Origin of the sequence: Mesorhizobium sp. L-8-3, from assembly GCF_016756615.1 — a bacterium.
Classification (GTDB): Bacteria; Pseudomonadota; Alphaproteobacteria; order Rhizobiales; family Rhizobiaceae.
On record NZ_AP023262.1, the window covers coordinates 2,450,172 to 2,471,131 of the forward strand.

General features: G+C 62.2%; 18 protein-coding genes and 1 pseudogene. 14 read left to right on the plus strand and 5 right to left on the minus strand.

Going from position 1 to position 20,960, the window contains the following annotated elements:
• Nucleotides 1-58 precede the first annotated feature (58 nt).
• From JN302_RS11620 to JN302_RS11635, 4 genes are read left to right on the plus strand one after another with little or no spacing between them, the layout of a single operon-like run.
• On the plus strand, nt 59-859 hold the full coding sequence (locus JN302_RS11620) for a methyltransferase domain-containing protein (protein WP_202312270.1): 801 nt from the start codon (nt 59-61) through the stop codon (nt 857-859).
• A gap of 60 nt (nt 860-919) precedes the next feature.
• Entirely contained in the window at nt 920-1,588 is a 669-nt protein-coding gene (gene betI, locus JN302_RS11625) for a transcriptional regulator BetI (RefSeq protein WP_446720751.1), read from the plus strand.
• 36 nt (nt 1,589-1,624) lie between these two features.
• Complete coding sequence (locus tag JN302_RS11630; protein ID WP_202332948.1) at nt 1,625-2,704, plus strand: extracellular solute-binding protein; 1,080 nt, start codon at nt 1,625-1,627, stop codon at nt 2,702-2,704.
• Between the two features lie 2 nt (nt 2,705-2,706).
• Nucleotides 2,707-4,011 carry a flavin monoamine oxidase family protein gene (locus JN302_RS11635; protein WP_202332949.1) on the plus strand — a complete coding sequence of 435 codons (1,305 nt, stop codon included), beginning with the start codon at nt 2,707-2,709 and terminating at the stop codon, nt 4,009-4,011.
• A gap of 37 nt (nt 4,012-4,048) precedes the next feature.
• Here the strand turns inward: JN302_RS11635 and JN302_RS11640 are convergent, their stop codons facing one another.
• Entirely contained in the window at nt 4,049-5,233 is a 1,185-nt protein-coding gene (locus JN302_RS11640; protein WP_202332950.1) for an MFS transporter, read from the minus strand.
• Between JN302_RS11640 and JN302_RS11645 the strand changes: the two genes are divergently transcribed.
• The 6 genes and pseudogenes from JN302_RS11645 (at nt 5,232) to JN302_RS11670 (ending at nt 11,282) form a co-directional block, all read left to right on the plus strand.
• A complete protein-coding gene (locus tag JN302_RS11645; RefSeq protein WP_202332951.1) occupies nt 5,232-5,555 on the plus strand; it encodes a hypothetical protein in 324 nt (107 codons plus the stop codon). The genes JN302_RS11640 and JN302_RS11645 overlap by 2 nt on opposite strands.
• Before the next feature lie 482 nt (nt 5,556-6,037).
• A complete protein-coding gene (locus JN302_RS11650; RefSeq protein WP_244846293.1) occupies nt 6,038-7,492 on the plus strand; it encodes a DUF4041 domain-containing protein in 1,455 nt (484 codons plus the stop codon).
• 363 nt (nt 7,493-7,855) lie between these two features.
• Nucleotides 7,856-8,491 carry an ATP-dependent Clp protease proteolytic subunit gene (locus tag JN302_RS11655; RefSeq protein ID WP_202332952.1) on the plus strand — a complete coding sequence of 212 codons (636 nt, stop codon included), beginning with the start codon at nt 7,856-7,858 and terminating at the stop codon, nt 8,489-8,491.
• A 459-nt stretch (nt 8,492-8,950) separates the two neighbouring features.
• Nucleotides 8,951-10,153 (plus strand): IS256 family transposase, encoded by a 1,203-nt coding sequence (locus JN302_RS11660; protein ID WP_202332953.1) that lies wholly within the window; start codon nt 8,951-8,953, stop codon nt 10,151-10,153.
• Nucleotides 10,154-10,770: 617 nt separating this feature from the next.
• Nucleotides 10,771-10,944, plus strand: a pseudogene (locus JN302_RS11665) (type II toxin-antitoxin system RelE/ParE family toxin); the annotation flags it as partial.
• A complete protein-coding gene (locus JN302_RS11670) occupies nt 10,941-11,282 on the plus strand; it encodes an XRE family transcriptional regulator (RefSeq protein WP_244846294.1) in 342 nt (113 codons plus the stop codon). The pseudogene JN302_RS11665 and the gene JN302_RS11670, both read left to right, overlap by 4 nt.
• A 5-nt stretch (nt 11,283-11,287) precedes the next feature.
• Here JN302_RS11670 and JN302_RS11675 read toward each other — a convergent pair whose 3' ends face one another.
• From JN302_RS11675 to JN302_RS11685, 3 genes are read right to left on the minus strand one after another with little or no spacing between them, the layout of a single operon-like run.
• Nucleotides 11,288-12,361 carry an ABC transporter ATP-binding protein gene (locus JN302_RS11675; RefSeq protein ID WP_202334261.1) on the minus strand — a complete coding sequence of 358 codons (1,074 nt, stop codon included), beginning with the start codon at nt 12,359-12,361 and terminating at the stop codon, nt 11,288-11,290.
• A 7-nt stretch (nt 12,362-12,368) separates the two neighbouring features.
• Nucleotides 12,369-13,190: an ABC transporter permease gene (locus JN302_RS11680; protein ID WP_202332954.1), complete on the minus strand. Its 822-nt coding sequence runs from the start codon at nt 13,188-13,190 to the stop codon at nt 12,369-12,371.
• Entirely contained in the window at nt 13,187-14,104 is a 918-nt protein-coding gene (locus tag JN302_RS11685; protein ID WP_202332955.1) for an ABC transporter permease, read from the minus strand. Before JN302_RS11685 ends, JN302_RS11680 begins: the two co-directional genes overlap by 4 nt.
• A 253-nt stretch (nt 14,105-14,357) precedes the next feature.
• Between JN302_RS11685 and JN302_RS11690 the strand changes: the two genes are divergently transcribed.
• Nucleotides 14,358-15,767 (plus strand): aminotransferase, encoded by a 1,410-nt coding sequence (locus JN302_RS11690; RefSeq protein WP_202332956.1) that lies wholly within the window; start codon nt 14,358-14,360, stop codon nt 15,765-15,767.
• Between the two features lie 233 nt (nt 15,768-16,000).
• On the opposite strand, the gene JN302_RS11695 is transcribed toward JN302_RS11690, so the two are convergent.
• Nucleotides 16,001-17,023 (minus strand): helix-turn-helix domain-containing protein, encoded by a 1,023-nt coding sequence (locus JN302_RS11695; protein ID WP_202332957.1) that lies wholly within the window; start codon nt 17,021-17,023, stop codon nt 16,001-16,003.
• A 162-nt stretch (nt 17,024-17,185) separates the two neighbouring features.
• On the opposite strand from JN302_RS11695, the gene JN302_RS11700 reads away from it, so the two are divergent.
• The 3 genes from JN302_RS11700 (at nt 17,186) to JN302_RS11710 (ending at nt 20,904) form a co-directional block, all read left to right on the plus strand.
• A complete protein-coding gene (locus JN302_RS11700; RefSeq protein ID WP_202332958.1) occupies nt 17,186-17,761 on the plus strand; it encodes an SMI1/KNR4 family protein in 576 nt (191 codons plus the stop codon).
• A 57-nt stretch (nt 17,762-17,818) separates the two neighbouring features.
• A complete protein-coding gene (locus JN302_RS11705; RefSeq protein WP_202332959.1) occupies nt 17,819-19,297 on the plus strand; it encodes a DUF1254 domain-containing protein in 1,479 nt (492 codons plus the stop codon).
• Between the two features lie 68 nt (nt 19,298-19,365).
• Nucleotides 19,366-20,904 (plus strand): DUF1254 domain-containing protein, encoded by a 1,539-nt coding sequence (locus JN302_RS11710; protein WP_202332960.1) that lies wholly within the window; start codon nt 19,366-19,368, stop codon nt 20,902-20,904.
• The last annotated feature ends 56 nt before the right edge of the window (nt 20,905-20,960 follow it).

Sequence of the window (20,960 nt, forward strand, 5' to 3'; positions counted from 1 at the left end):
TTTATCCTTTGATACGCTAGGCTTTCGGTTAGATTCCGACGTTCGGAGCTCGGGCTGAATGGTTCAGACGGAAGATGCCGCCGCCGAGTATGACGACATTGCGATCCGCTTCCTGGAGGCGCTCTGGGGAGAGGGTTATCTGTCCCCCGGCGGCCCGGACGAGGTGGATCGCGTGCTCGACGGGCTGACGCTTCAGGGCAAGTCCGTTCTGGATATCGGCTGCGGTTCGGGCGGCATCACGCTGCATCTGGTCGAAAGCCATGGATGCGCCCATGCGGTCGGCTTCGATGTCGAGCGGCCGGTGGTCGAGGCGGCGCGGGCGCGCGCCGCGCGGCAAGGGCTGTCGGATCGGGTCGATTTCGTCCATGCCGCTCCGGGGCGGCTGCCTTTCGCGGACGGCGCATTCGACGTCGTGTTTTCCAAGGACGCCCTGCTCCATGTCGCCGACAAGGAGGCATTGTTCCGTGACGTCTTCCGGGTTCTGAGGCCGGGCGGTGTCTTCGCCGCCAGCGACTGGATGATCTCGCATGACGGCGAGCCGTCGGACGAGATGAAGGCCTATGTCGAGGCCGAAGGCCTTTCCTTCAACATGGCCTCGCCGGCCCGCTACGTGAAAGCCATGACATCGGCCGGCTTCCGCGACGTCGTCGCGACCGACCGCAACGGCTGGTATCGAGAGGTGGCCCGCGGTGAACTCGCGCGCCTGGCCGGGCCTCTCTACGGCAGGGTGGCTGCCGTCGTTGGCAAGGAATATGTCGACAAGAACCTGCGCACCTGGGAAGCCATGCAGAAGGTGCTTGACAGCGGCGAGCACCGGCCCACTCATCTGCGCGGTTGGAAGCCGGACGGAGGTCGTTAGCCGTCCATGTGGAGATCGGACCTGACGATGAAGACGGCGCTGCAGCGGGCGGACAGGACAATGGACGGCGCCGACTTCGACCGGAGGTCCGACGGCGAGAAGAAGGGGCGCAAGGCGTCGAAGGAGACGCGCCGCCAGCAGCTTATCGAGGCGACCATCGATTCGCTCGCGCGGCGCGGTTATTCCGAGACGACCATGGCGGACGTGGCTGATGGGGCGGGCCTTTCGCGCGGCATCGTCAATTTCCATTTCGAGAGCAAGGAGAAGCTGCTCGTCGCCACGCTGCAGCATATGGCGGACGAGTATTCCGCCCATTGGCGCGCCGCCCTCGCCAAGGCGGGAGACGATCCGGCGCGGCAGCTCCATGCCTTGGTCGCTGCCGATTTCGACCGGTCGATCTGCAACAAGCGCAAGCTTGCGGCATGGTTTGCCTTCTGGGGCGAGGCGAAGTCCCGCCCGACCTACCAGGCGCTCTGCGGCGCGCGCGACGAAGCCTACCAGCAGGTGTTCATCGACCTCTGCCGGAAGCTCAAGGATGAGGGCGGCTATGATTACGACGTCTGGGGAACGGCGCTGGCGCTGTCGGCCATGCTGGAGGGGCTGTGGTGGCGCCTCATGTTGGGAACCGAGAACGTGACGCGGGAGACGGCGCTTTCCGCGGCGAGAGGGTTTCTCGCCGCTTATTTCCCGAAGCATTTCGGAGGTGCTCGCGCCGGCACGCTTGCGTGATCGCCAGGACCAGCAGCCAGAGGACGGAGCAAGAACATGAGAAGGACAGCACGAAGCGCAATCGCCGTGGTTTTCGCTGCCGCGGCCCTCACCTCGACGACGGCCCTGCCCGTCGTCGCCGACGACAGCCTCACCATATTCGACTGGTCGGGATATGAGATTCCGGAATTCCATCTCGGCTATGTCGAGAAGCACGGCGCTTCGCCTGCCTTCACCTTCTTCGGTGACGAAGACGAAGCGTTCGAGAAACTCCGTTCGGGCTTCAAGGCGGATCTCGCGCATCCCTGCTCGCAGAGCGTTGTCAAGTGGCGCGATGCCGGCCTGCTCCAGCCGCTCGACACGTCCCGGATCGCGGCATGGAAGGACCTCGATCCGGGCATCATGGCGATGAAGGATCTGGCGACCACGCCCGACGGGACCGCCTGGTTCATGCCCTGGGAGTGGGGCAATTCCATCCTGACCTTCAATTCCGAGAAGATCGACGAGAAGGACATCCAGTCGCTCAAGGCGCTTGCCGACCCCAGATTCAAGGACCGCGTTTCGATCCCCGACAATGTCGACGACGCCTATGCGCTGGCCGCGCTGGCGATCGGTCTCAAGGACTGGACGAAGATGACCGACGAGCAGTTCAAGCAGGCTTCGGACTTCCTGCGCGAAGTGCACAAGAACGTCCGCGTCTACTGGACCGACAATACCGACATCGTGCAGGCGATGACCGGCGGCGAGATCGACCTCGCCTGGGCCTGGACAGACGCAAGCGCCCAGGCGGTCCTGGCCGGCGCGCCCATCAAGACGAAGGCGGACACCGCGGAGGGCCTGTCCACCTGGGTCTGCGGTTATGTGCTTCTGAAAGATGCGCCCGGCAGTGCCGACAAGGCCTATGACTATCTCAATTCGATCAACTCGCCCGATGTCGCCAAGTTCCTCCTGACCGATTGGGGATATGGCCATGCGGACGCCAAGGCCATGGCCTCCCTTGACCCCAAGGTCCTGGCGGAGAAGGGCTATGACGATGTCGAGAAATTCATCGACAAGACGCTGTTCCAGTCGCCGCTGCCGGCGGAACTCAAGCTCAGGATGATCGCCGAGTTCGAGAAGATCAAAGCGGGCTACTAAGCGTGGCCCGAGCCGATGTGATCCGTGCCGATGTGATCGTGGTGGGGGCCGGCTTTGCCGGCCTCTCGGCCGCAGGGGAATTGTCGGCGGCGGGGCTCGACGTGCTTGTCCTCGAGGCGAGAGACCGCGCCGGCGGTCGCGTGGAATCGCTCCGTGCCTCCGACGGTCGGCGCATCGACACAGGAGGCCAGTTCCTGTGCGACGAGATGCCGGAGCTGCTGGCGCTCGCGCGGCGGTTCGGCAAGACGCTGGTGGAGACCCCGCTCGACGGAGCTTTCGTCGCCCAGCCGCCGATGACGGAAGAGGAGGCCGAAGCGACCTATTCCGCCTCGATGGCGATCCGGGAGCGAATGAACGCGATCGATCCGGACAATCCCGATATCGCCGGGCTGAGCGTCGCCGCATGGGTCGAGCGGCAAGCCGACGAACCGGGGGCCAGGAACGCCTTCCGCTCCATGGTCGAGGGGCTCTGGTGCCAGCCGCTCGAGCGGCTTCCGCTCTGGCATCTGATAGACAATGACCGCCGCATCACGAACGAGAACTATGAACTGCAATATTTCCTCGGCGAAACCATGCATGCGTTGGCCGACGATCTCGCTGCCGCGCTGGGCGATCGGCTGCGGTTCGGGGCCGCAGTCGAGCGGATCGAGCACGGGCAGCGGGGCGTGCGCGTGGCGAGCGCATCCGGCCGCTTCGAGGCGGCGGAAGTCGTGGTCGCGGTACCGCCGGTCATGGCGTCGCGGATCGCCTTTGACCCGCCTTTGCCGGCCTGCCTTTCGCGGGCGTTGTCCGTCTGGGAAAGCGGCGCGGTCATCAAGGTGTTCGTCCGTTATGAAGAGGCGTTCTGGCGCGAGGCCGGCCTGAGCGGCACGGTGATGTGGCGCGACGAGCATGGCCTGTTTGCCTGCGAGGTCAGTCCCGATCCCGGTCATGCGGCGCTGGTGGTGTTCATGGGCGGGCCCAGCGCTCGCTCCTGGCGGTCCCTCGACGAGGCGGCCTTTCGAGAAACCCTGCTGGCGAAGCTCGCGGCCGCGCTCGGCCCGCTGGCGATGTCGCCCCTGGAGATCCTGGCGCGCGACTGGACAAACGATCGCTGGAGCGGCGGTGGCTACAGCGACCTCATCGTCGACATGCGGGCGCGCGACGCAGAGGCGGTCCTGCGCGCGGGGCATCCTCCGGTGCATTTCGCCTCGTCCGAGCTTTCCCCGTCCTTCCCCGGCTATGTCGAAGGCGCGATCGTGGCGGGACGGGACGTGGCGAAGAAGGTGGCGGCCCGGCTCGGCAAGGGAGGCGGGCGAACCCCATAGCCTCCCTTCGCCGTTCGAATTCGATCCGTCCTGCGGCCTACTCGGCGGGCGCCGGCAGCGGCGGAGCGTCGTTGTCGCGCCGTTCGATGGCATATGACACAAGCGCGACCGCCGTCGCGACGACCATGGCGCTCGCGCCGATCAGCGGCAGGATGCGGTAGCCGTAACCCGCGCCGAGCACGGCGGCACCGAGCGAAGCAGCAAGCGCGATGCCGACATTGAAGCCCGCGGGAATGAGCGACGAGGCAAGGTTCGACGCATCCGCAGTCCAGGTCAGGATACGGGTCTGGATCGGCGTGCCGATGGCGAAGTTCAGGCCGCCCCACACGACGACCGCGGCGATCATCGCCAGGGGGTAGGGACTGACGGCATAGATCACGGCGAGCATTGCCGACTGGAGTGCGAGCATCGAGATCAGCGCCGGCATCAGCTTCCAGTCGGCGAGACGGCCGCCGAGGAAGACGCCGATCGTCGCGCCGAGGCCGTTGGCCAGGAGCACGAAGGGCACCCAGCTCTCGTCGAGCCCGGTGACCTCCTGCAGCAGCGGCGCGATGTAGGTGAAGGGGCCGAATTGGCCGATCATCAGCATCAGCATCAGGATGAGCGACGTCCACACCTGCTGGCGGCCGAGCACCCGGACTTCCTTCGCAAAGCCCGCCGGCCGACGTGCGGGCCCTGCCTTGGAAGGCAGGAGAGCTACCATGGCCGCGATCGAGGCGACGCCGATGATGCACATGACCCAGAAGGTCGCGCGCCATCCCCAGAGATTGCCGATCGCCGTGCCGACAGGCACGCCGATGACGTTGGAGACGGTCAGGCCGGACAGGATCAGCGCGACCGCCATGCCGCGCTGCTCCTCGCGAACGAGGCTGACCGCGACGACCATCGCTACGCCGAAGAAGGTGCCGTGGGCCACGGCCACTGCGACCCGTAGAAACAGCATCGACGCAAAATCCGGCGCCATCGCACAGGCAGCCTGGCCGATGGTGAAGGCAACGGCGAGGCCGATGAGCAGGGTCTTTCGGGAAAGGCCCGGCGTGAGCAAAGTCAGCAGCGGGCCACCCACGGCGATACCGAGGGCGTAGCCGGAGACGAGATAGCCGGCGGTGGGGACAGAGACGTCGAGGCCTTCCGCCACCTGCGGCAGCACCCCGGCAATGACGAACTCGGTCGTGCCGAAGGCGAATGCGGCGATGAACAGGGCAAAGAGGGGAAGCGGCATGATGGTGCGGATTCTCTTGCAGAAGCGCGTCAAAGCACGGATGGCCCGGTGCCGGCAATCCAGAAACTCTGGGTTGGGCTTTAGCTTTTCTTCACCCACCGAGCTGCGACTGTATGGGATGACGGCTTGGAGCGTCGCTTTCCACCCGGAATTTGCCCGTGAATATGACGAGATGGCAGCCGACGTACAGGATGAGCTGGCCGCTTTGCTCATCTATCTGGTCGGGCGGGCCTCGGGGCGGCCACTCAGCCACGTGGATACCGCCGGGCAGCGGGAAACGTGTGACGCGACAGATGAGAATCCGCAAAGGTCGGCGGGATAGTGATTGACGACGGAAACATGTGCCGCCATCGTACCCGATGTTCGACTTCCCAGCGCTTGGCAAGCCCTGTCGGCAACGACTAATCGTCCCGCCAGACGGCGCGGAATTTGATGCGCCCGAACTGCATGCCGTATTCAAGCACTTCCTCGATCGCAACGTTCCGGAGTTCAGCTACGTCGTCTCGGTGCAAGGCCCGTTTCGTGACGATTCCTTCATAGTAGTGCCAGTCCTCCGCGTTCCCGCTGATACAGCCTCAAGAATGGCGAAGGCGCCGCCGCCCGAGCGTCTGGCGGATATCGGCAAATTGCTGTTCCTGGCCTTCGTGGGTCGACCCGGGTCGACAATCCATCAAGGCGCCTGGCTTGGGCGAGACTGACGAGACGCATCGGCGGGCCAGACGTGGCGTTGAAACAACCATAAGCGACAGGTTGACTCTATCAGCCGAAAATCGAACCCTACGACAATTGCCGTAGGGGGGCAGCATGGATTCACAATATGCCACGTTAGCGGCTGTATTCGCCATTTTGGCGGCAGCAATTTTCGCGCCGGTCGTTACCATTATGTGGTGGCGCGAGAGACGAAAACGCGCTGGGCTTGAAGAAGACCTATCGCGAGCAAGAAACGCTGGCGAGAAGGCTGTGGAGATAGGCCGGCAGCTCCTTGTTCAGAAGAATGAGCTCGCGGCGAAGGTCGAGCACATGGAGCGGCGCTTTCAACCGGTCCTCGACCTCGATGCGGAATGCGATGCGCTGAAAGAGAGGATTGCTCACTGGACCTCGGAAATCGAGCAGCTTCGCGCCTCATACAACGAAAAGAAGGCTATCTATGACCGCCTCCTAAAGGAAGTCTCGGTCTTTGATGAAAAGCTCGCATTTGCTGCAATGGGGGTCTACGAACCCCACTTCGATTTCACCGACAGCGAAGAGTATAAACGAAACATCGCCGCCTCGCGGGAAGCCCAGAAGGTCATGGTTTCGGCCAAGACCGCTGTTATCTGCACCAAGAGTTGGACCGTGGACGGCAGCGCCGCGAAGGGTCAAACCATGACGAACCGCAACATTCGCTTGACGTTGCGTGCTTTCAACAGCGAATGCGACGCGGCAATCGCAAATGCGCGGTGGAACAATGTGAACGCGATGGAAAAGCGCATCCTCAACGCGCACGCGCAGATAGACAAACACAATGCGTCCAATTTCATCTTCATCACAAACGAATACCTGAAGCTGAAATTGCAGGAGCTTTACCTCACGCACGAGTATCGGGAGAAACTGAAGGCGGAGCGGGAGGAGCGGGCCGAAGCAGCGAGATTGCAGCGCGAGGAACAAAAGCTCATCCGCGACATGGAGCGCGCGGAGGAAGAAGAAGCCCGATATCAGCGGCTACTCGACAAGGCGAAGGCGGAAGCTCAGAGCGTTGTCGGGCCGAAGCTGGACGCATTCCAAGAGCAAATCCAGATCCTCGAAAAAGATCTTGCTGAAGCTCATGCCAAATTCGAGCGCGCCCAGGCAATGGCGGAGCGAACCCGCTCCGGGTACGTCTACATTATCTCGAATGTCGGCTCTTTCGGTGAGGATGTGGTGAAGATTGGGCTCACCCGCCGGCTCGATCCTGCGGATAGGGTAAGGGAGTTGGGTGACGCGAGCGTGCCGTTTCTTTTTGACACTCACGCCATCATCTACAGCGACGATGCTCCCGCGCTAGAGCGCGCGCTTCACGCAGAGTTCGAGCCTGTCCGCATAAATGCGCAAAACTACCGCAAGGAGTTTTTCAAAGCGAAGCTTGACGATGTCGAGGCTGCAGTATCGCGCCTCGCGCCGGACGCTCCATTCTTCAAGGACGTGGAAGCGCAAGAATATCGCGAGACGGTGGCAAAACGAAATGCCGCCCTATTGGCTATGGAAATACAGTCGGCTCACAACTTTCCTGATGCCATATGATTGCCGCTGATGCCCCCCCCTTCTTCCTGCGATAAATATCGGCGGAGGACCACTTGGCAAGGCTGCTGACAATTCCCTTCAGGAGAGTAGGAGCTTCAGCGACTTTGGGCTTGCCGGCGGAAGCTTGAGAGTCAGTCTGAAAGGTGGTTGGATGTGCCCGCTTTAGGGGTGAGGGATGATAAAGACGGCCGTGGAGTTCGCGGGATCATGGTTGGGGCGTTTCCGACCAGTACGCCCTGACAATCGCTCAGGGAGTCGTGCTCGGCATGATTGTTGTCGCGGTCTGCTATATTGTCCTTATTCTCGCGGCTGCCGTCGTAGGTGTTGTCCTGAGAGATTGAGATTAGGGGTAGCCGAAGATACATGAATGACAAGATCGCAGAAGCCTTAGCCGCCGGCACCGGAGGGGCTGTGTACCAATTTGGAGAGGGACCGATAGCGGACGCCTATTTTGGCTTTACCGGCGACATCACCGCTCACAACGCTAGCCGATTGGCCGCGAACCTAAACGACGCCGTTTTCCGGCGAGGCGCGAAACGAATTTTCCTGCACATGAACAGCCTGGGAGGCAATTCCGCAGATGGGTTCTTCCTTTACAACCACATCCGGGCGCTTCCTGCTTTAGTTTGCATCCATAACGTTGGGAACTGCGCATCAGCAGCGCTCATCGTTTTCCTTGCCGGCCGCGTTAGAAGGGCTGCTCCTACGGCTCTTTTCATGGCTCACCCGACTCTCGCAGCAACGGGCCAAGGCCCTCAAAATACCGGGCTCATGAGCGCGGCCAAGGCTGAGGGCGTTCTGGACAGCGGCAGGACTGACGATGCCCGAGTCCAGCATGTCTTGCGGACTGAAACCAAGATGCCTGAGGATTTGCTCCAGAAGTGCGGGCACATAGACGTCTACATCAATGCGGAAAACGCTCGCGCATATGGCATAGTGGATGAAGTGGCTGAACTAAGATTTCCGGCCGGCAGCGAGGTCGTCCAATTATGTTTGTGAAGCCTCATTCCGGGGCGGAAATCAAGGTCTAGATCGCCTTTATCAGCCCACTTCGAGACGGACGATTCCTGGCTTAACGCCCCGCCTTTGAAAGGTAGGGGCCTCGGCGAGCAGTCAGGATCCGACCAGCGCCACCCATACCTTTTTGCCGAATGTGGCGATGAGGCCGCCCACCGAAGCGGCCGCCAGGCTGATCAGCATGATGGCGCCGATGCCCCGCTCTCGCCAGCGCAAGAACAATTCATTTCACAAGCCCGAAGGCCTCAGCTACTTGGCGAACCATCGCACAATGGGCAGCCTTCTCGCTTTCGGAGAGGGTGGCGAGATGCTTCGACGTGGCGTCTGCTGACCTGTTCACGCGACCCACGAAGTCCGGAGAAACATTGGCTGCGATCTGGCGTGGGAGTGTCGAAAATTTTGTGCGTGAGGCCATGATGATGGAAAGGAGAGAATCATCACATGGCTATCGAGAAAGAACTGCTGGATCAGCTGCTTGCCGGTCGTGATCCGAGGGATTTGTTTGCCAAGGATGGTCTGCTCGACGACCTGAAGAAGGCGCTTTCGGAGCGCATTCTGAAAGCCGAGCTCGACGAGCACCTGGCGGACGAAGGTGCCGACGGCAACGCCAATCGCCGCAACGGGCATTCGAAGAAGACGGTGCTGACGGGGACGTCACAGATGACGCTGGCGATCCCGCGCGACCGGGCCGGCACCTTTGATCCGAAGCTGGTCGCCAAGTACCAGCGGCGGTTTCCCGACTTCGACGACAAGATCATCTCGATGTATGCGCGCGGCATGACGGTGCGCGAGATCCGCGGCCATCTGGAGGAGCTCTACGGCATCGAGGTCTCGCCGGACCTGATCTCGGCGGTCACCGACGCGGTGCTGGAGGAGGTCGCCGAATGGCAGAACCGGCCGCTGGACGCGGTCTATCCCGTCGTCTTCTTCGATGCCATTCGGGTCAAGATCCGCGACGAGGGCTTCGTGCGCAACAAGGCGGTCTACATCGCGCTCGGCATCCTGCCCGACGGCACCAAGGAGGTCATGGGCATCTGGATCGAACAGACCGAGGGCGCCAAGTTCTGGCTGCGCGTCATGAACGAGTTGAAGAACCGCGGCGTCGGCGACGTCCTGATCGCCGTCGTCGACGGGCTGAAGGGCTTTCCCGAGGCGATCAACGCCGTCTTTCCCCAGACCGTGGTGCAGACCTGCATTGTGCACCTGATCCGCCATTCCCTGGAGTTCGTGTCGTGGAAGGACCGCAAGGCGGTCGTGCCGGCGCTCAGGGCGATCTACCGGGCCATGGACGCCGAGGCCGGCCTGCAGGCCCTGGAGGCGTTCGAGGCCGGTCACTGGGGCCAGCGCTACCCGGCGATCGCCCAGAGCTGGCGGCGCAATTGGCAACAGGTCATTCCGTTCTTTGCTTTCCCTGAGGGCGTGCGCCGCATCATCTACACCACAAACGCCATCGAGGCGCTCAACTCCAAGCTGCGGCGCGCCGTCCGAACCCGGGGCCATTTCCCCAATGACGACGCCGCCATGAAGCTGCTATATCTGGTTCTGAACCACGCGGCCGAGGAATGGAAACGACCGCCGCGCGAGTGGTTCGAGGCCAAGACCCAATTCGCCATTGTCTTCGGCGAACGGTTCGTCGGTCGGTGACGAAAACGGGCCTCGCGCACAGAATTCCTGACAGTCCCATCTGGCGTTTGACTGCATCCTTGTCGAAGGCGAACCCGCAGCCCTCCTCCGAGCCGATGATCGTGCCCCAATCCATTTCGACGAGCACGTCTTGGTCAGCCCGCACCTGTCCATTCAGAGCCACGATCAACGCCACCACTGCGATCAGTCGCATCTGCCGCCCCCTCAGACCAGCATGTCTTATTGGCGTGTTCAAAGGCGAGCGCAAGCGAACGTTTCCGGCAGTCCATTCGGCCGGAGGCGGCCGCAGCTTCCTGACGATGAGCGGTACGGGAAAACTTCGCCATCATTTTCGGGATTGCTGCAGCCGTTTGGCGGCTTGGCTGGCGACGGAGCGGGATAGCCTAAGGCCGACAGCTATCGAGCGCCTCATTGATCGCCTTGAGCGTAGACGGTCCCATCAGCCCATGCATAGGGCCAGAGTTCAAACCAAGCTACGATAGCCGCTGGAGAGTCAGTACGTTCGTCATGAGAGATCAGGAGTGTCTCAGGCGAGGGCTGGACGCACAGAGATCGCCATACCCTTCGAGGGTAGCCATGGTTCGAAACACAGTAACATGAAATAACTCCGCTTCTCTGCCGATGGTGGGGTCTGGTGTGTCGCCTTTGCGTTCGATCCGGCCCGGCGGGCGATCGTGCTTGTCGGCGGTGATAAATCCGGCGGTAGCCAGGGTCGATTCTACAGGAAGTTGATTGCGACCGCCGACAGCCGGTTTGACGAACATCTGAAGAGCATGGAGACGAAGCGATGACGGAGCCGTATCGTGCCATACCCCTACGGGATGTGCTCAACCGAATGCCTCGTGAACGGCAGCGGCGAATCGACAAGCGTGCCAAGGAATTGAAGGATGAGATCGAAGGGCTGCAGGCATTGCGGTCGCTCGCGGAGCGCAGCCAGGAACAGATCGCTCAGAGCCTGGGAATCAAGCAACCGTCGGTGCATAAGATGGAGAAGCAGGCTGACCTCTACATTTCCACGCTGAGACGGTTCGTAGAGGCCGCTGGCGGCAAGCTCGAATTGCATGTGGAACTCCCGGGCAAGGGGACTTTTCGGCTGACGGGGCTGGGAGATCTGCGCCCCGACCGATAGAGCCGTCAATCGGCCAACGCGACCAGCGCTTCAGGATCGTAGGCCAGCCGGATCGGAGCGCCGACCGGAATGTCGTCGGCGCCGAAATTGTTGGTCTCGGAGACCGACAGCGGTTTTTCCAGACCCGGAACCTCGACGATCAGATGGGTGATCTCGCCGAAATAGTGCCGGTCGACGACCGTACCCGCCACTTCGAATTTCGCCCTGGCGTCGTCCCACAGCACACGCAGCCGCTCCGGCCGGATGCCGAGCGTGGCGCCGCTGCCGTTGCGGACGAAAGCCTTTGGTTTTTCCGTCGTAACCCGCCCGAAGGCCATGGTGTCGACGGTCAGCGAGCCACTGTCGTCATCGACGATCTCGGCCTGGATGAAATTCATGCCGCCGAGGAAATCCGCGACCTGGCGGTTCGTCGGCTGCTGGTAGATCTCCTTGGGCGCCGCGACCTGGGCGATGCGGCCGCCGAACATCACCGCGATGCGGTCGGACATGGCAAGCGCCTCGTACTGGTCGTGCGTGACCAGCACGAAAGTGATGCCCACGGTGCGCTGCAGGTGACGCAACTCCACCTGCATCTGCTCGCGCAGCTTCTTGTCGAGCGCCGACAGCGGCTCGTCGAGCAGGAGCACCTTGGGGCGCATCACCAGCGCGCGCGCAAGCGCCACCCGCTGCCGCTGGCCGCCGGAAAGCTCCGTCGCTCCGCGCTTGCCGAGGCCGGCCAGCGACACCTGCGCCAGCGCCTCGTCGACCCGGCGCTTTTCTTCCCGGGCATCGAGGCGCAGGCGCTTCAGGCCGTAGGCGACATTCTGTTCGACATTGAGATGGGGAAATATCGCGTAGCTCTGGAAGACCATGTTGGTCGGCCGCCGGTTCGGCGGAATGCCGTCCATGGGCTGGCCGTCGATCAGGATCCGGCCTGATGTCGGCGTATCGAAGCCGGCGATCATCCTGAGCAGCGTGGTCTTGCCGCAGCCGGAAGGGCCCAGCAGCGAAAAGAACTCGCCCTCGCGGATCGTGAGCGAAGCGCTGTCGAGTGCCTTGAACGCGCCGTAGCTGCGGGTGACGTCGGCGATCTCGATCATCGTCTTGTCAGGCAAGGGCAACTCCCGCGGACTTGATGCGCGTCTCGGCGCGGCGGCGCAGCATTTCGGCTGCCGTGAGCAGCACGAAGGAACCGACCAGCAGCAGCGTGCCGAGCGCCAGCACGCCGGGCAGCTTCGCGGCGAAACGCAACTGGCCCCAGATATAGACGGGCAGCGTCGTTTCCGTGCCGGCGAGGAAATAGGCCATGATGAACTCGTCGAGCGAGATGGTGAAGGAGACGAGCAGCGACGAGATGATGGCCGGCGCGACCATGGGCAGCGTCACGCGCCAGAACGTGCCGAAGGCGGTTTCGCCGAGGTCGGCCGAGGCCTCCTCCAGGCTCCGGTCGAAACCTTCGAAACCCGACGTGAGCACGGTCACCGAGTAGGGCACGCAGATCAGCACGTGGCCGAGCACGACAGTGAGGAGGGAAAGCTCGAGCCCGAGCGACAAAAGCACCAGCAGCATGGCGATGGCGACGATGATCTCCGGCAGCACCAGCGGCGCCATGATCAGCCCGTTGATCGAGCGCCGACCGGCGAAACGGTAGCGCGTCAGCGCGCGGGCCGCGCATATGCCGAGAACCGTCGCGAGCAGGGCGGCAGAAACGGCCACGACGAGACTGTTGCGGGCTGCGTCGAGCAGTGCGGGCGTGTGCGGCAAGCCGGCATACCATTTGAGCGTCACGCCCTGCAGCGGGAATTTCGGCGTCGCCGCGGTGTTGACCGAGAAGATCGGCAGGAACAGCACGGGCAGATAGAGGAAGCCCAGATAGAGGAAGGCATAGACGGGCAGCCAGTTGCCGAGAAAGCGGCGCGTCGGGGTCATCGCGCGAGCCTCGCGGCCGAGCGGATCAGGAAGACGGTCGCCGCGGCCATCGCCGTGACGGCTGCCATGGTGGCCACGGACAAGGCGGCGCCCAACGGCCAGTTCGCGCCCTTCAGGAACTGCGTCTGGATCGCGGTGGAGATCATGACGCCGTCCTTGCCGCCCACCAGCTTCGGCGTGACATAGTCGCCGACCGTCGGGATCATGACGATGAGCATCGCCGCGACCACGCCCGGAATGGAGAGCGGCAGCGTCACGCGCAGGAAACGCAGGATCGGCCCGTCTCCCAGATCGGTCGCGGTCTCGAGCAAGGTGCGGTCGACTTTCTCCAGCGACACGAAGATCGGCAGGATCGCGAAGGCGGCCCAGGCATGGGTCAGGGTGATGATGACGGCGCTGGTATTGTAGAGCAGCGCGGTGGACGGCTCGTCGATGAGGCCTAGCCCGAGCAGGCCGGAGTTGAGCACGCCGTTGTAACCCAGGATGACCTTCCACGACATCACCCGCAGCAGGTAGCTGGTCCAGAACGGGATGGTGATCAGGAAGAGCCACAGGTTCTTGTGGCTGCCGCCGTGGAAGGAGATGAAGTAGGCGATCGGATAGGCGAGCACGACGGTCAGGGCGCTGACCACGAGCGAGACATAGAGCGATCGGAACAGCAGGTCGCGATAGATCGGCTCGGTCAGCGCGACGCGGTAGTTCTCCAGCGTGAAGTTGCGATCGACCGTCAGATAGTCCTGGGTCCAGAAGCTGTAGGCGATCACCAGAAGGATCGGCAGGCCGAGCAGGATCAGCGCGTAGAGGAAGGTCGGGCTCACCAGGGCCAGCCCCTTGGCCTGTTCCGACTGCAGAAGGGATCGCCGTCCTGCGCGAGGCGCCGGCAACGGGGACGACCCTTCCGCAGCCACCGTCATTGGAGGGCTCCGGGCGCGGGCTCGGGTCTTTCGGCTTCCGCCATTATGTGTCCCATCGAACAGGCCGGTCCAGCGCGTTCCCTTGCACGGCCGGCTTTTCCAGCATCATGCGCATCCCTCGGTCGAAATCAAGCGTCATTCCTTGATTTTGATTGAACGGACATTCAAAATAGTGCACATGTTCCCTTGTTTTCCGAGGCTTGGACGAGTGGTCTTCATGCTTGGACCCGTCCCACATGGAGGATGATGCGAGATGGCTGCCCTGAAGGACCTGGACAAGACGGTGCGCGGGGAAAGCGATGCGGTCGAAGCCGCGAAACGGCATCTCGTGCAGCCCTGGCCATATGCCGGCTCGATCGGCACGGAAGCACGCAGCCTCATCGGCAGCGGGGAGGGCATCTACATTATGGACGGCGACGGCAAGCGGCTGATCGACGGTCCGGCCGGCATGTGGTGCGTCAATGTCGGGCACCGCCGCAAGGAGCTTGCCGAGGTGATGTACGCGCAGGCCATGGAGCTATCCTACAACACGCCCTGGTACACGATGAACGAGCCCTCGGCCGTGCTGGCCGAGCGCATTGCCGGGCACGCGCCGGGTGATCTCGACCATGTGTTCCTCACCACGGGCGGTTCCTCGGCCGTGGAAAGCGCACTGCGTTTCATGCAGTTCTACAACAATGTGCGCGGCAGGCCGGAAAAGAAGCTGATCCTGTCGCGCGGCGGCGCCTATCACGGCTCGACCTATCTCTCGGGTTCGCTGAACGGGCGACCGCGCGACCGCGACTGGATGGACGGCGCCGACGATCTCGTCGTGAAGCTGTCGGCGCCCAATCCGTTCCGCCGACCCGCCGGCGTCTCGGTTGAGGTCTTTGCCGACCGGCTCGTATCCGAATTCGAGGCAACGGTCGGTCGCCTCGGCGCCGATCGCATCGGCGCCTTCATTGGCGAGCCCATCCAGGCTTCCGGCGGCGTCATCGTGCCGCCCGGTGGCTATCTGAAGCGCATCCGTGAGATATGCCGCTACTACGACATCCTATACGTGTCGGACGAGGTGGTGACCGGCTTCGGCCGGCTGGGGCACGTCTTCGCCTCCGGCGAGGTCTTCGGGATCGAACCCGACATCATCACTTTCGCCAAGGGCGTGACATCGGGTTATTTTCCGCTCGGCGGCATGGTGGTCTCGGCGCGCCTGATGGATGAACTGCGCAGGTCCAATCACCCCGATGCGATGTTCGGCCACGGGCTGACCTACACCAGCCATCCCGTCGGTTGCGCGGTGGCGCTGAAGAATCTCGATCTGCTCGAGGACGGTATCCTCGACCATGCCCGGGCCATGGGCCCCTATTTCCAGGAGCGGCTGAAGACGCTCGAGGAACTGCCGCTGGTCGGCGAGGTGCGGGGGATGGGCCTCATGGGCTGCGTCGAATGCGTCGCCGACAAGGAGAGCCGGGATCCGCTGCAACTCGACAAGGATGTCGGTCGGCGCATCGACGCCCACTGCCATGAACTGGGGCTCCTGGTGCGGCCGCTGATCAATATGTGCGTGATGTCGCCGCCGCTCGTCATCACCCGCGATCAGATCGACGACATGGTCGCGATCCTGCGCGAGGGCATCTCGCGGACGATGGACGATCTGAGGCGGGAAGGGGTGTGGAACGAATAGAAGGCAACGAATAGCCAACAGAGAATACTGAAGCCGATGAGCATAACGCGCGATGTTCGCAAAGCTCTATTTTCGATACTTGCTGCCGTTCCTATTCTGAGACCTACGATAACTTTTGACCTATTGCAGACCTTGCTTGGTCGAGTGTGGTTGGAGCGTTTGACCCGTGAGGCGACACCCAGAGAATGTCCGCTTTCGTGAGGTCTGATGGAACCTGATCTCGTCGGCGAGCGCTATGCGTGAAGTGCTCGAATCCAGTCATCGAACCCTTGGCCTTCGCTTGGCCTGACGGGAGAGATTTCGGCGCCGGCTTCCGCATACTGGGTCGTCAAAGCGCGTATGTCTCGTGCGGATTGCCCGTACTGCTGCTTGAATGCGCGGGCAAAATGATCGCTGCGTAGAAACCCGAACTCCGCAGCAACTTCGGAAATACGCCTGGTTTCTCTCGAATCAGACAGGACTGTCTTTATGCGCTCAAGCCGCCTGCTCTGGATGTAGCGCAGCACACCTCCCTCCTGATCGAACAATCGGTAGAGCGTTCTTCGGGACACGCCTACGGCATTGCAGATCGCATCGGTGCTCAACTTGGCGGAATGGAGGTGTGCCTCGACAAAACGCTTCGCCCGACGCTGCAGGACCAGTTCGAGACCCGGACGCGCCGCTTCAAGATTGGCAAGGGAGGGGGCGAGGCACGCCGTCAGCATCTCGCATGTCGCTCGGCTGAGCGCCTGTTCGTCACCCGCCGGCAACGTGGGCAGCCGCCGCGCTAGCAGACCCAGGTATTCGGCCAGGAGGGCCGCGTAAGGACCGGACGGCGCACCCCCATGAAGAGCGCCTAGGTTGGGGAGGCGATCCTCAACCAGCGACCTTGGCAAGAACAACGCCACGAGACTGCAATTCGGTTCGTCGCTGACCAATTCGCAAGAAAGATCAAGCACTGAAACCTGGCCGGCCCTCCCTTCGAACTCACCCCGTGGCGTCTGGGCTCTCCAGCCGCCCGTGCGATACAGATTGAGGACAAAGTGATCCATGCCGTCTCGGCGCACCCGCGCCGACGATCTGACATATCGCTGCCCGCCAAGATCAGCGTTGGTGACGACCATGTCGCCGAGTTGGAAGGCATCGACGCTCGCGTTGAATGTCGTTTCGGCGTCGCCAGAAAGTCGCTCGACGTCGAAAACAACTGCGATACTCTCTCGCCAGATATCGAATTGCTGGGTCGAGAAACGGCTGCTGGGAATAGTCGAAGGATTCACAGTCCCTCCCCTTTGCCTCATCAGGTGTCGCCTTAGATTGGCACGCTGAGTCAAGTTTTGGCACGGATGTGGTCTTGAGACCAGTCGCAGCGAGCCTATCCTCGCGTTCGAACTTCTTGCCCTGGGAAACATCGAGCCGCTTCACCTCACGGAGGAGTGCCTATGCCCATCCAGTTCGATTCCGTGCGGTCGCTGGAGCGCATCGAAGCCTGGGTTGCTCGGAACCATCCAGATCGCCTGCCGTTCGTTCGACCAGGCGCAGATGCCTGCACCCTTCAACGGATCGAGGCCAAATTCGGGAAAGCGCTGCCTTCCGAGATTCGGCTTCTCTACGCCGCCCATGACGGCCAGCCGGAGGGGGCGCCCGCCCTCTACCTTAATCAGCGATGGCTACCGCTTGATCTCGTGGCTGTGGCTTGGGAGGATCTTTGTCTCCGGTACGGCGCCGGTGACGAACTGCATCTGGCCGCACTGACAGGCGGCCAGCCTCTCCCGCACGCTGCGATTTGGTCGGCAAGTTGGCTGCCTCTCTTCGGCAGTCCGCGCGGTGATCACTATTGCATTGATCTGCGGCCAGAGCGCCCTGATCGGGACGGCCAAGTCATCTGGTTTCTCTACGATCAGAGAGACCGCACCGTCGTTGCCCAAAGCATCGGCGAACTCCTTTTGCGGGTTGCCGATGGTCTCGACGCCGGAAAGTGGCATCTGGACGATGGATACGATGGACTGAGCGACTAAGCATCACTTTAGGCGAGGCTGATCTGGCCTTGAGCGGCCAGAATATAGGAGGTGAAAATGTATAGGTCAGTATTTCTGGCTGCAACGATAACGTCGATGCTGTCAGCGTCCTCGGTCCTGGCCCAGGAGGTGACTGCTCCGCCCCTTGTCGAGCAGATAAACAACGGCAACTGGCTGCCGCAGGCCGAAGCCGAGGCCCTGCGTGACGAGCTGTTCTATCAGCGCGCCATCCACGCCTACATGACCATGCTGCCGGCGCTGAACACGATCGGCATGCGCGACGGCTCCGAGGCGGCGTTCGGCAAGGGCTATAACGTCCTTCCCATCTGGAAGGACCGGATGGATTCGCGCGCCTGGATCCCGACGCCCAATGGCGACGTCATCTACTCTTTGACCTTTCTCGACCTGAAAGAGACCGGCCCGCTGGTCGTCGCTGCGCCGCGCGATGTCATCGGCATGTTCACCGATTTATTCCAGCGCACCATCACCGACGTCGGCCTGATCGGCCCGGACCGCGCGCGCGGCGGCCTCTATCTGCTGCTGCCGCCGGACTATGACGGCGAGATCCCGCAGGGTTATTTTTCGTTCAAGTCGAAGACCTACAACGTCATGCTGTTCTTCCGCACCGTGATGGGGAAGGGCGCGACCGCCCCAGACCCGAAGCAGGCCGTCGCGCTGGCGGAGCAGACGCGCATCTACCCGCTGTGGGCTTCGGAAAAAGACACCAAGCCGATGGAGTTTCCGAACGGCAGCGGCAAGCGCATCCAGATGATGTATCCGGTCGACAATGAGTTCTGGGCGAAGCTGAAGGCGTTTGTGGACTACGAGCCGGTCTCGGCCATCGATCCCGAATTGCGCGGCGTGCTGGCCTCGATCGGCATCGTCAAGGGCCAGCCTTTTGAGCCGACCGCAAAGCAGCAGGAGCTGCTGAAAAAAGCGGTCGAGACGGCGCCCCGGATGATCCTGGCGACACGGCAGCTCGGCCGCCCGGACGGGCGCGAACTCTACTACAAGGACCGACAGTACGTGAACCAATGGGCCGGGGCCACGTCCGAATGGCTGCAGAACGGCTATCTCGATGTCGACCAGCGGGCCGGCTTCTTCCAGATCGCCTTTTCGTCGGCGCCAGCCATGGTCATGCACACGCTGGGAGCGGGATCGAAATATCCGAACACGGTCAGGGACTCCAACGGCGAGTTCCTGAACGGCTCGAACACCTACAAGCTGCACTTGCCACCCAATGCGCCGGCCGCGCTGTTCTGGGCCGTCACCCTCTACAACGTCACCGACGGTACGATGGTGGAAACACCGCAACTAATGCCGTCGATCAACAGTTTGAATGAAGCCGTGGCGAAAAACGCAGACGGCTCGATCGACTTGTGGTTCGGTCCGTCCAAGCCCGCGGATGCACCGGACACGAATTTCATCCAGACCGTCAACGCGCGGAATTTCATCGCGGCCTTGCGGCTCTACGGCACGGGTGTCGAGTTCTTCGATCAGACCTGGAAGCCGGACGACGTCGTCAAACTCAATTAACCACCAACAACGTCCGCTCGGCGGCTGACATTGCCGGGCCTTTCAACCGACGGAGAAGGAGCGATCCGATGAAGAATGTCGACAAACTGGTCACCACGCGGCGCGATGCGATGAAGAGCGGCATCGGCGCAGCAGCACTCGCCACGCTTGGCAGGGGGGCCGCTGTTGTCCCTGCGGCGCTGTCAACCGCTTCGGTCGTTGCTGCGGCCGATTTGGCCCAAGCACAGGACGCCGCTGCGGCGTCCATGCCCACCCAGCCGGCCACGGGCATCATCATGCAGCCAGGATATGCCCGGACCATAGCGCAAATGGCCTATGTCTGGGGCTGGCCGATCGTCAACATGATCAACCGCAAGGCCAGGATCACACAGGCCCCGCATGCGGGTCGCCTCAATGGTGTGCTGCCCGCGGCTCCACAGGGGCAGATCGGTATGCTCGCCGACTACATCGAGCCGTCGCAGACCTTCATCGCCTGCCCCAATCAAGATGTCGTCTACGGTCTCGGCTTTTTCTCGCTCGACGAGGAGCCGGTGGTCATCCAGGTGCCCGATTTCGGAGACCGCCTCTGGGTCTATGCGCTCTACGATGCGCGCACCGACCAGGTCGGTCAGCTCGGCAAGCCATACGGTTCGAAGCCGGGTTTCTATCTCCTGGTCGGTCCCCGGTGGAAAGGCCTGAAGCCGGCCGGAATCACGGACGTCATCCGTTACTCCACCTCGCTGGGTAACGCGATTCCCCGCATATTCCAGGACGACACGCCCGAGGACAAGAAGGCGATCCAGCCTCTGATCAACCAGGTTGTCGCCTATCCGCTGAAGGACTTCACCGGTCAGATGAAGTCGGTCGACTGGATGAAGGCGCCGGACATTGTAGGCCCGAAAGATTCCGGCAGCGGCGCCGAGACGAGATGGGTCGTCCCGGAGAAATTCTTCGATCAGTTCGGCGAGGCGCTCAACATCGTCGATCCCTTGCCCGGCGAGGAAGCGCTGTATGGGCAGTTCCGCCTGCTGCTTGATGCGGCCAAGGACCCCGAACTGAAGAAGGTGATCGTCGCAGCAGCCATCGAGACGGAAGAGAAGGTCATCCAACCGTTCCACCAGTGGATCCACAACGGACGACCTGCCGGGAACGGCTGGAACCGCTCGACCAACAATGCAGAGTGGGGTGTCGACTACTTCAATCGGACAGGCACATCCAAATCGAACATGTTCGACAATCGCCCGAACGAGACGCAGTATTTCTACACCGACTTCGATGGCGCCGGCGGTGAGCTCAACGGCAGCGGCAGCTACAAGATTACCTTTGCGGCCGGGCAGGAGCCGCCGGTCAACGGGTTCTGGTCGCTGACGCTCTATAACGAGCATCACTTCTTCCATCCCAATGATCTTAAGCGTTATTCGCTCGGGACCAAGAACAAGAACCTTCAGCGCAACGCGGATGGCTCACTTACGCTCTATGCAGGCGCGAAGTCACCGGGGGGAGACAAGGAGTCGAACTGGCTGCCGGCACCTGAGGGGACGTTCTCGCTCTACATTCGCGCATATTGGGGCAAGGAGCCGATCCTGGACGGCTCATGGCAGCCGCCGAAGATCGAGCTGGTTCAGTAGCCGACCGTCGTAAGTACGCTATTGTCGGTGAAGTCCGCATTCGCCTGCGAACGCTT

Bases quoted from the DNA above. Each gene is read 5' to 3' on its own strand.
- JN302_RS11620 (WP_202312270.1), top strand. From the start codon at position 59: ATGGTTCAGACGGAAGATGCCGCCGCCGAGTATGACGACATTGCGATC.
- betI (WP_446720751.1), top strand. From the start codon at position 920: ATGGACGGCGCCGACTTCGACCGGAGGTCCGACGGCGAGAAGAAGGGG.
- JN302_RS11630 (WP_202332948.1), top strand. From the start codon at position 1,625: ATGAGAAGGACAGCACGAAGCGCAATCGCCGTGGTTTTCGCTGCCGCG.
- JN302_RS11645 (WP_202332951.1), top strand. From the start codon at position 5,232: ATGATGGTGCGGATTCTCTTGCAGAAGCGCGTCAAAGCACGGATGGCC.
- JN302_RS11640 (WP_202332950.1), bottom strand. From the start codon at position 5,233: ATGCCGCTTCCCCTCTTTGCCCTGTTCATCGCCGCATTCGCCTTCGGC.
- JN302_RS11650 (WP_244846293.1), top strand. From the start codon at position 6,038: ATGGATTCACAATATGCCACGTTAGCGGCTGTATTCGCCATTTTGGCG.
- JN302_RS11655 (WP_202332952.1), top strand. From the start codon at position 7,856: ATGAATGACAAGATCGCAGAAGCCTTAGCCGCCGGCACCGGAGGGGCT.
- JN302_RS11660 (WP_202332953.1), top strand. From the start codon at position 8,951: ATGGCTATCGAGAAAGAACTGCTGGATCAGCTGCTTGCCGGTCGTGAT.
- JN302_RS11670 (WP_244846294.1), top strand. From the start codon at position 10,941: ATGACGGAGCCGTATCGTGCCATACCCCTACGGGATGTGCTCAACCGA.
- JN302_RS11675 (WP_202334261.1), bottom strand. From the start codon at position 12,361: ATGATCGAGATCGCCGACGTCACCCGCAGCTACGGCGCGTTCAAGGCA.
- JN302_RS11680 (WP_202332954.1), bottom strand. From the start codon at position 13,190: ATGACCCCGACGCGCCGCTTTCTCGGCAACTGGCTGCCCGTCTATGCC.
- JN302_RS11685 (WP_202332955.1), bottom strand. From the start codon at position 14,104: ATGACGGTGGCTGCGGAAGGGTCGTCCCCGTTGCCGGCGCCTCGCGCA.
- JN302_RS11690 (WP_202332956.1), top strand. From the start codon at position 14,358: ATGGCTGCCCTGAAGGACCTGGACAAGACGGTGCGCGGGGAAAGCGAT.
- JN302_RS11700 (WP_202332958.1), top strand. From the start codon at position 17,186: ATGCCCATCCAGTTCGATTCCGTGCGGTCGCTGGAGCGCATCGAAGCC.
- JN302_RS11705 (WP_202332959.1), top strand. From the start codon at position 17,819: ATGTATAGGTCAGTATTTCTGGCTGCAACGATAACGTCGATGCTGTCA.
- JN302_RS11710 (WP_202332960.1), top strand. From the start codon at position 19,366: ATGAAGAATGTCGACAAACTGGTCACCACGCGGCGCGATGCGATGAAG.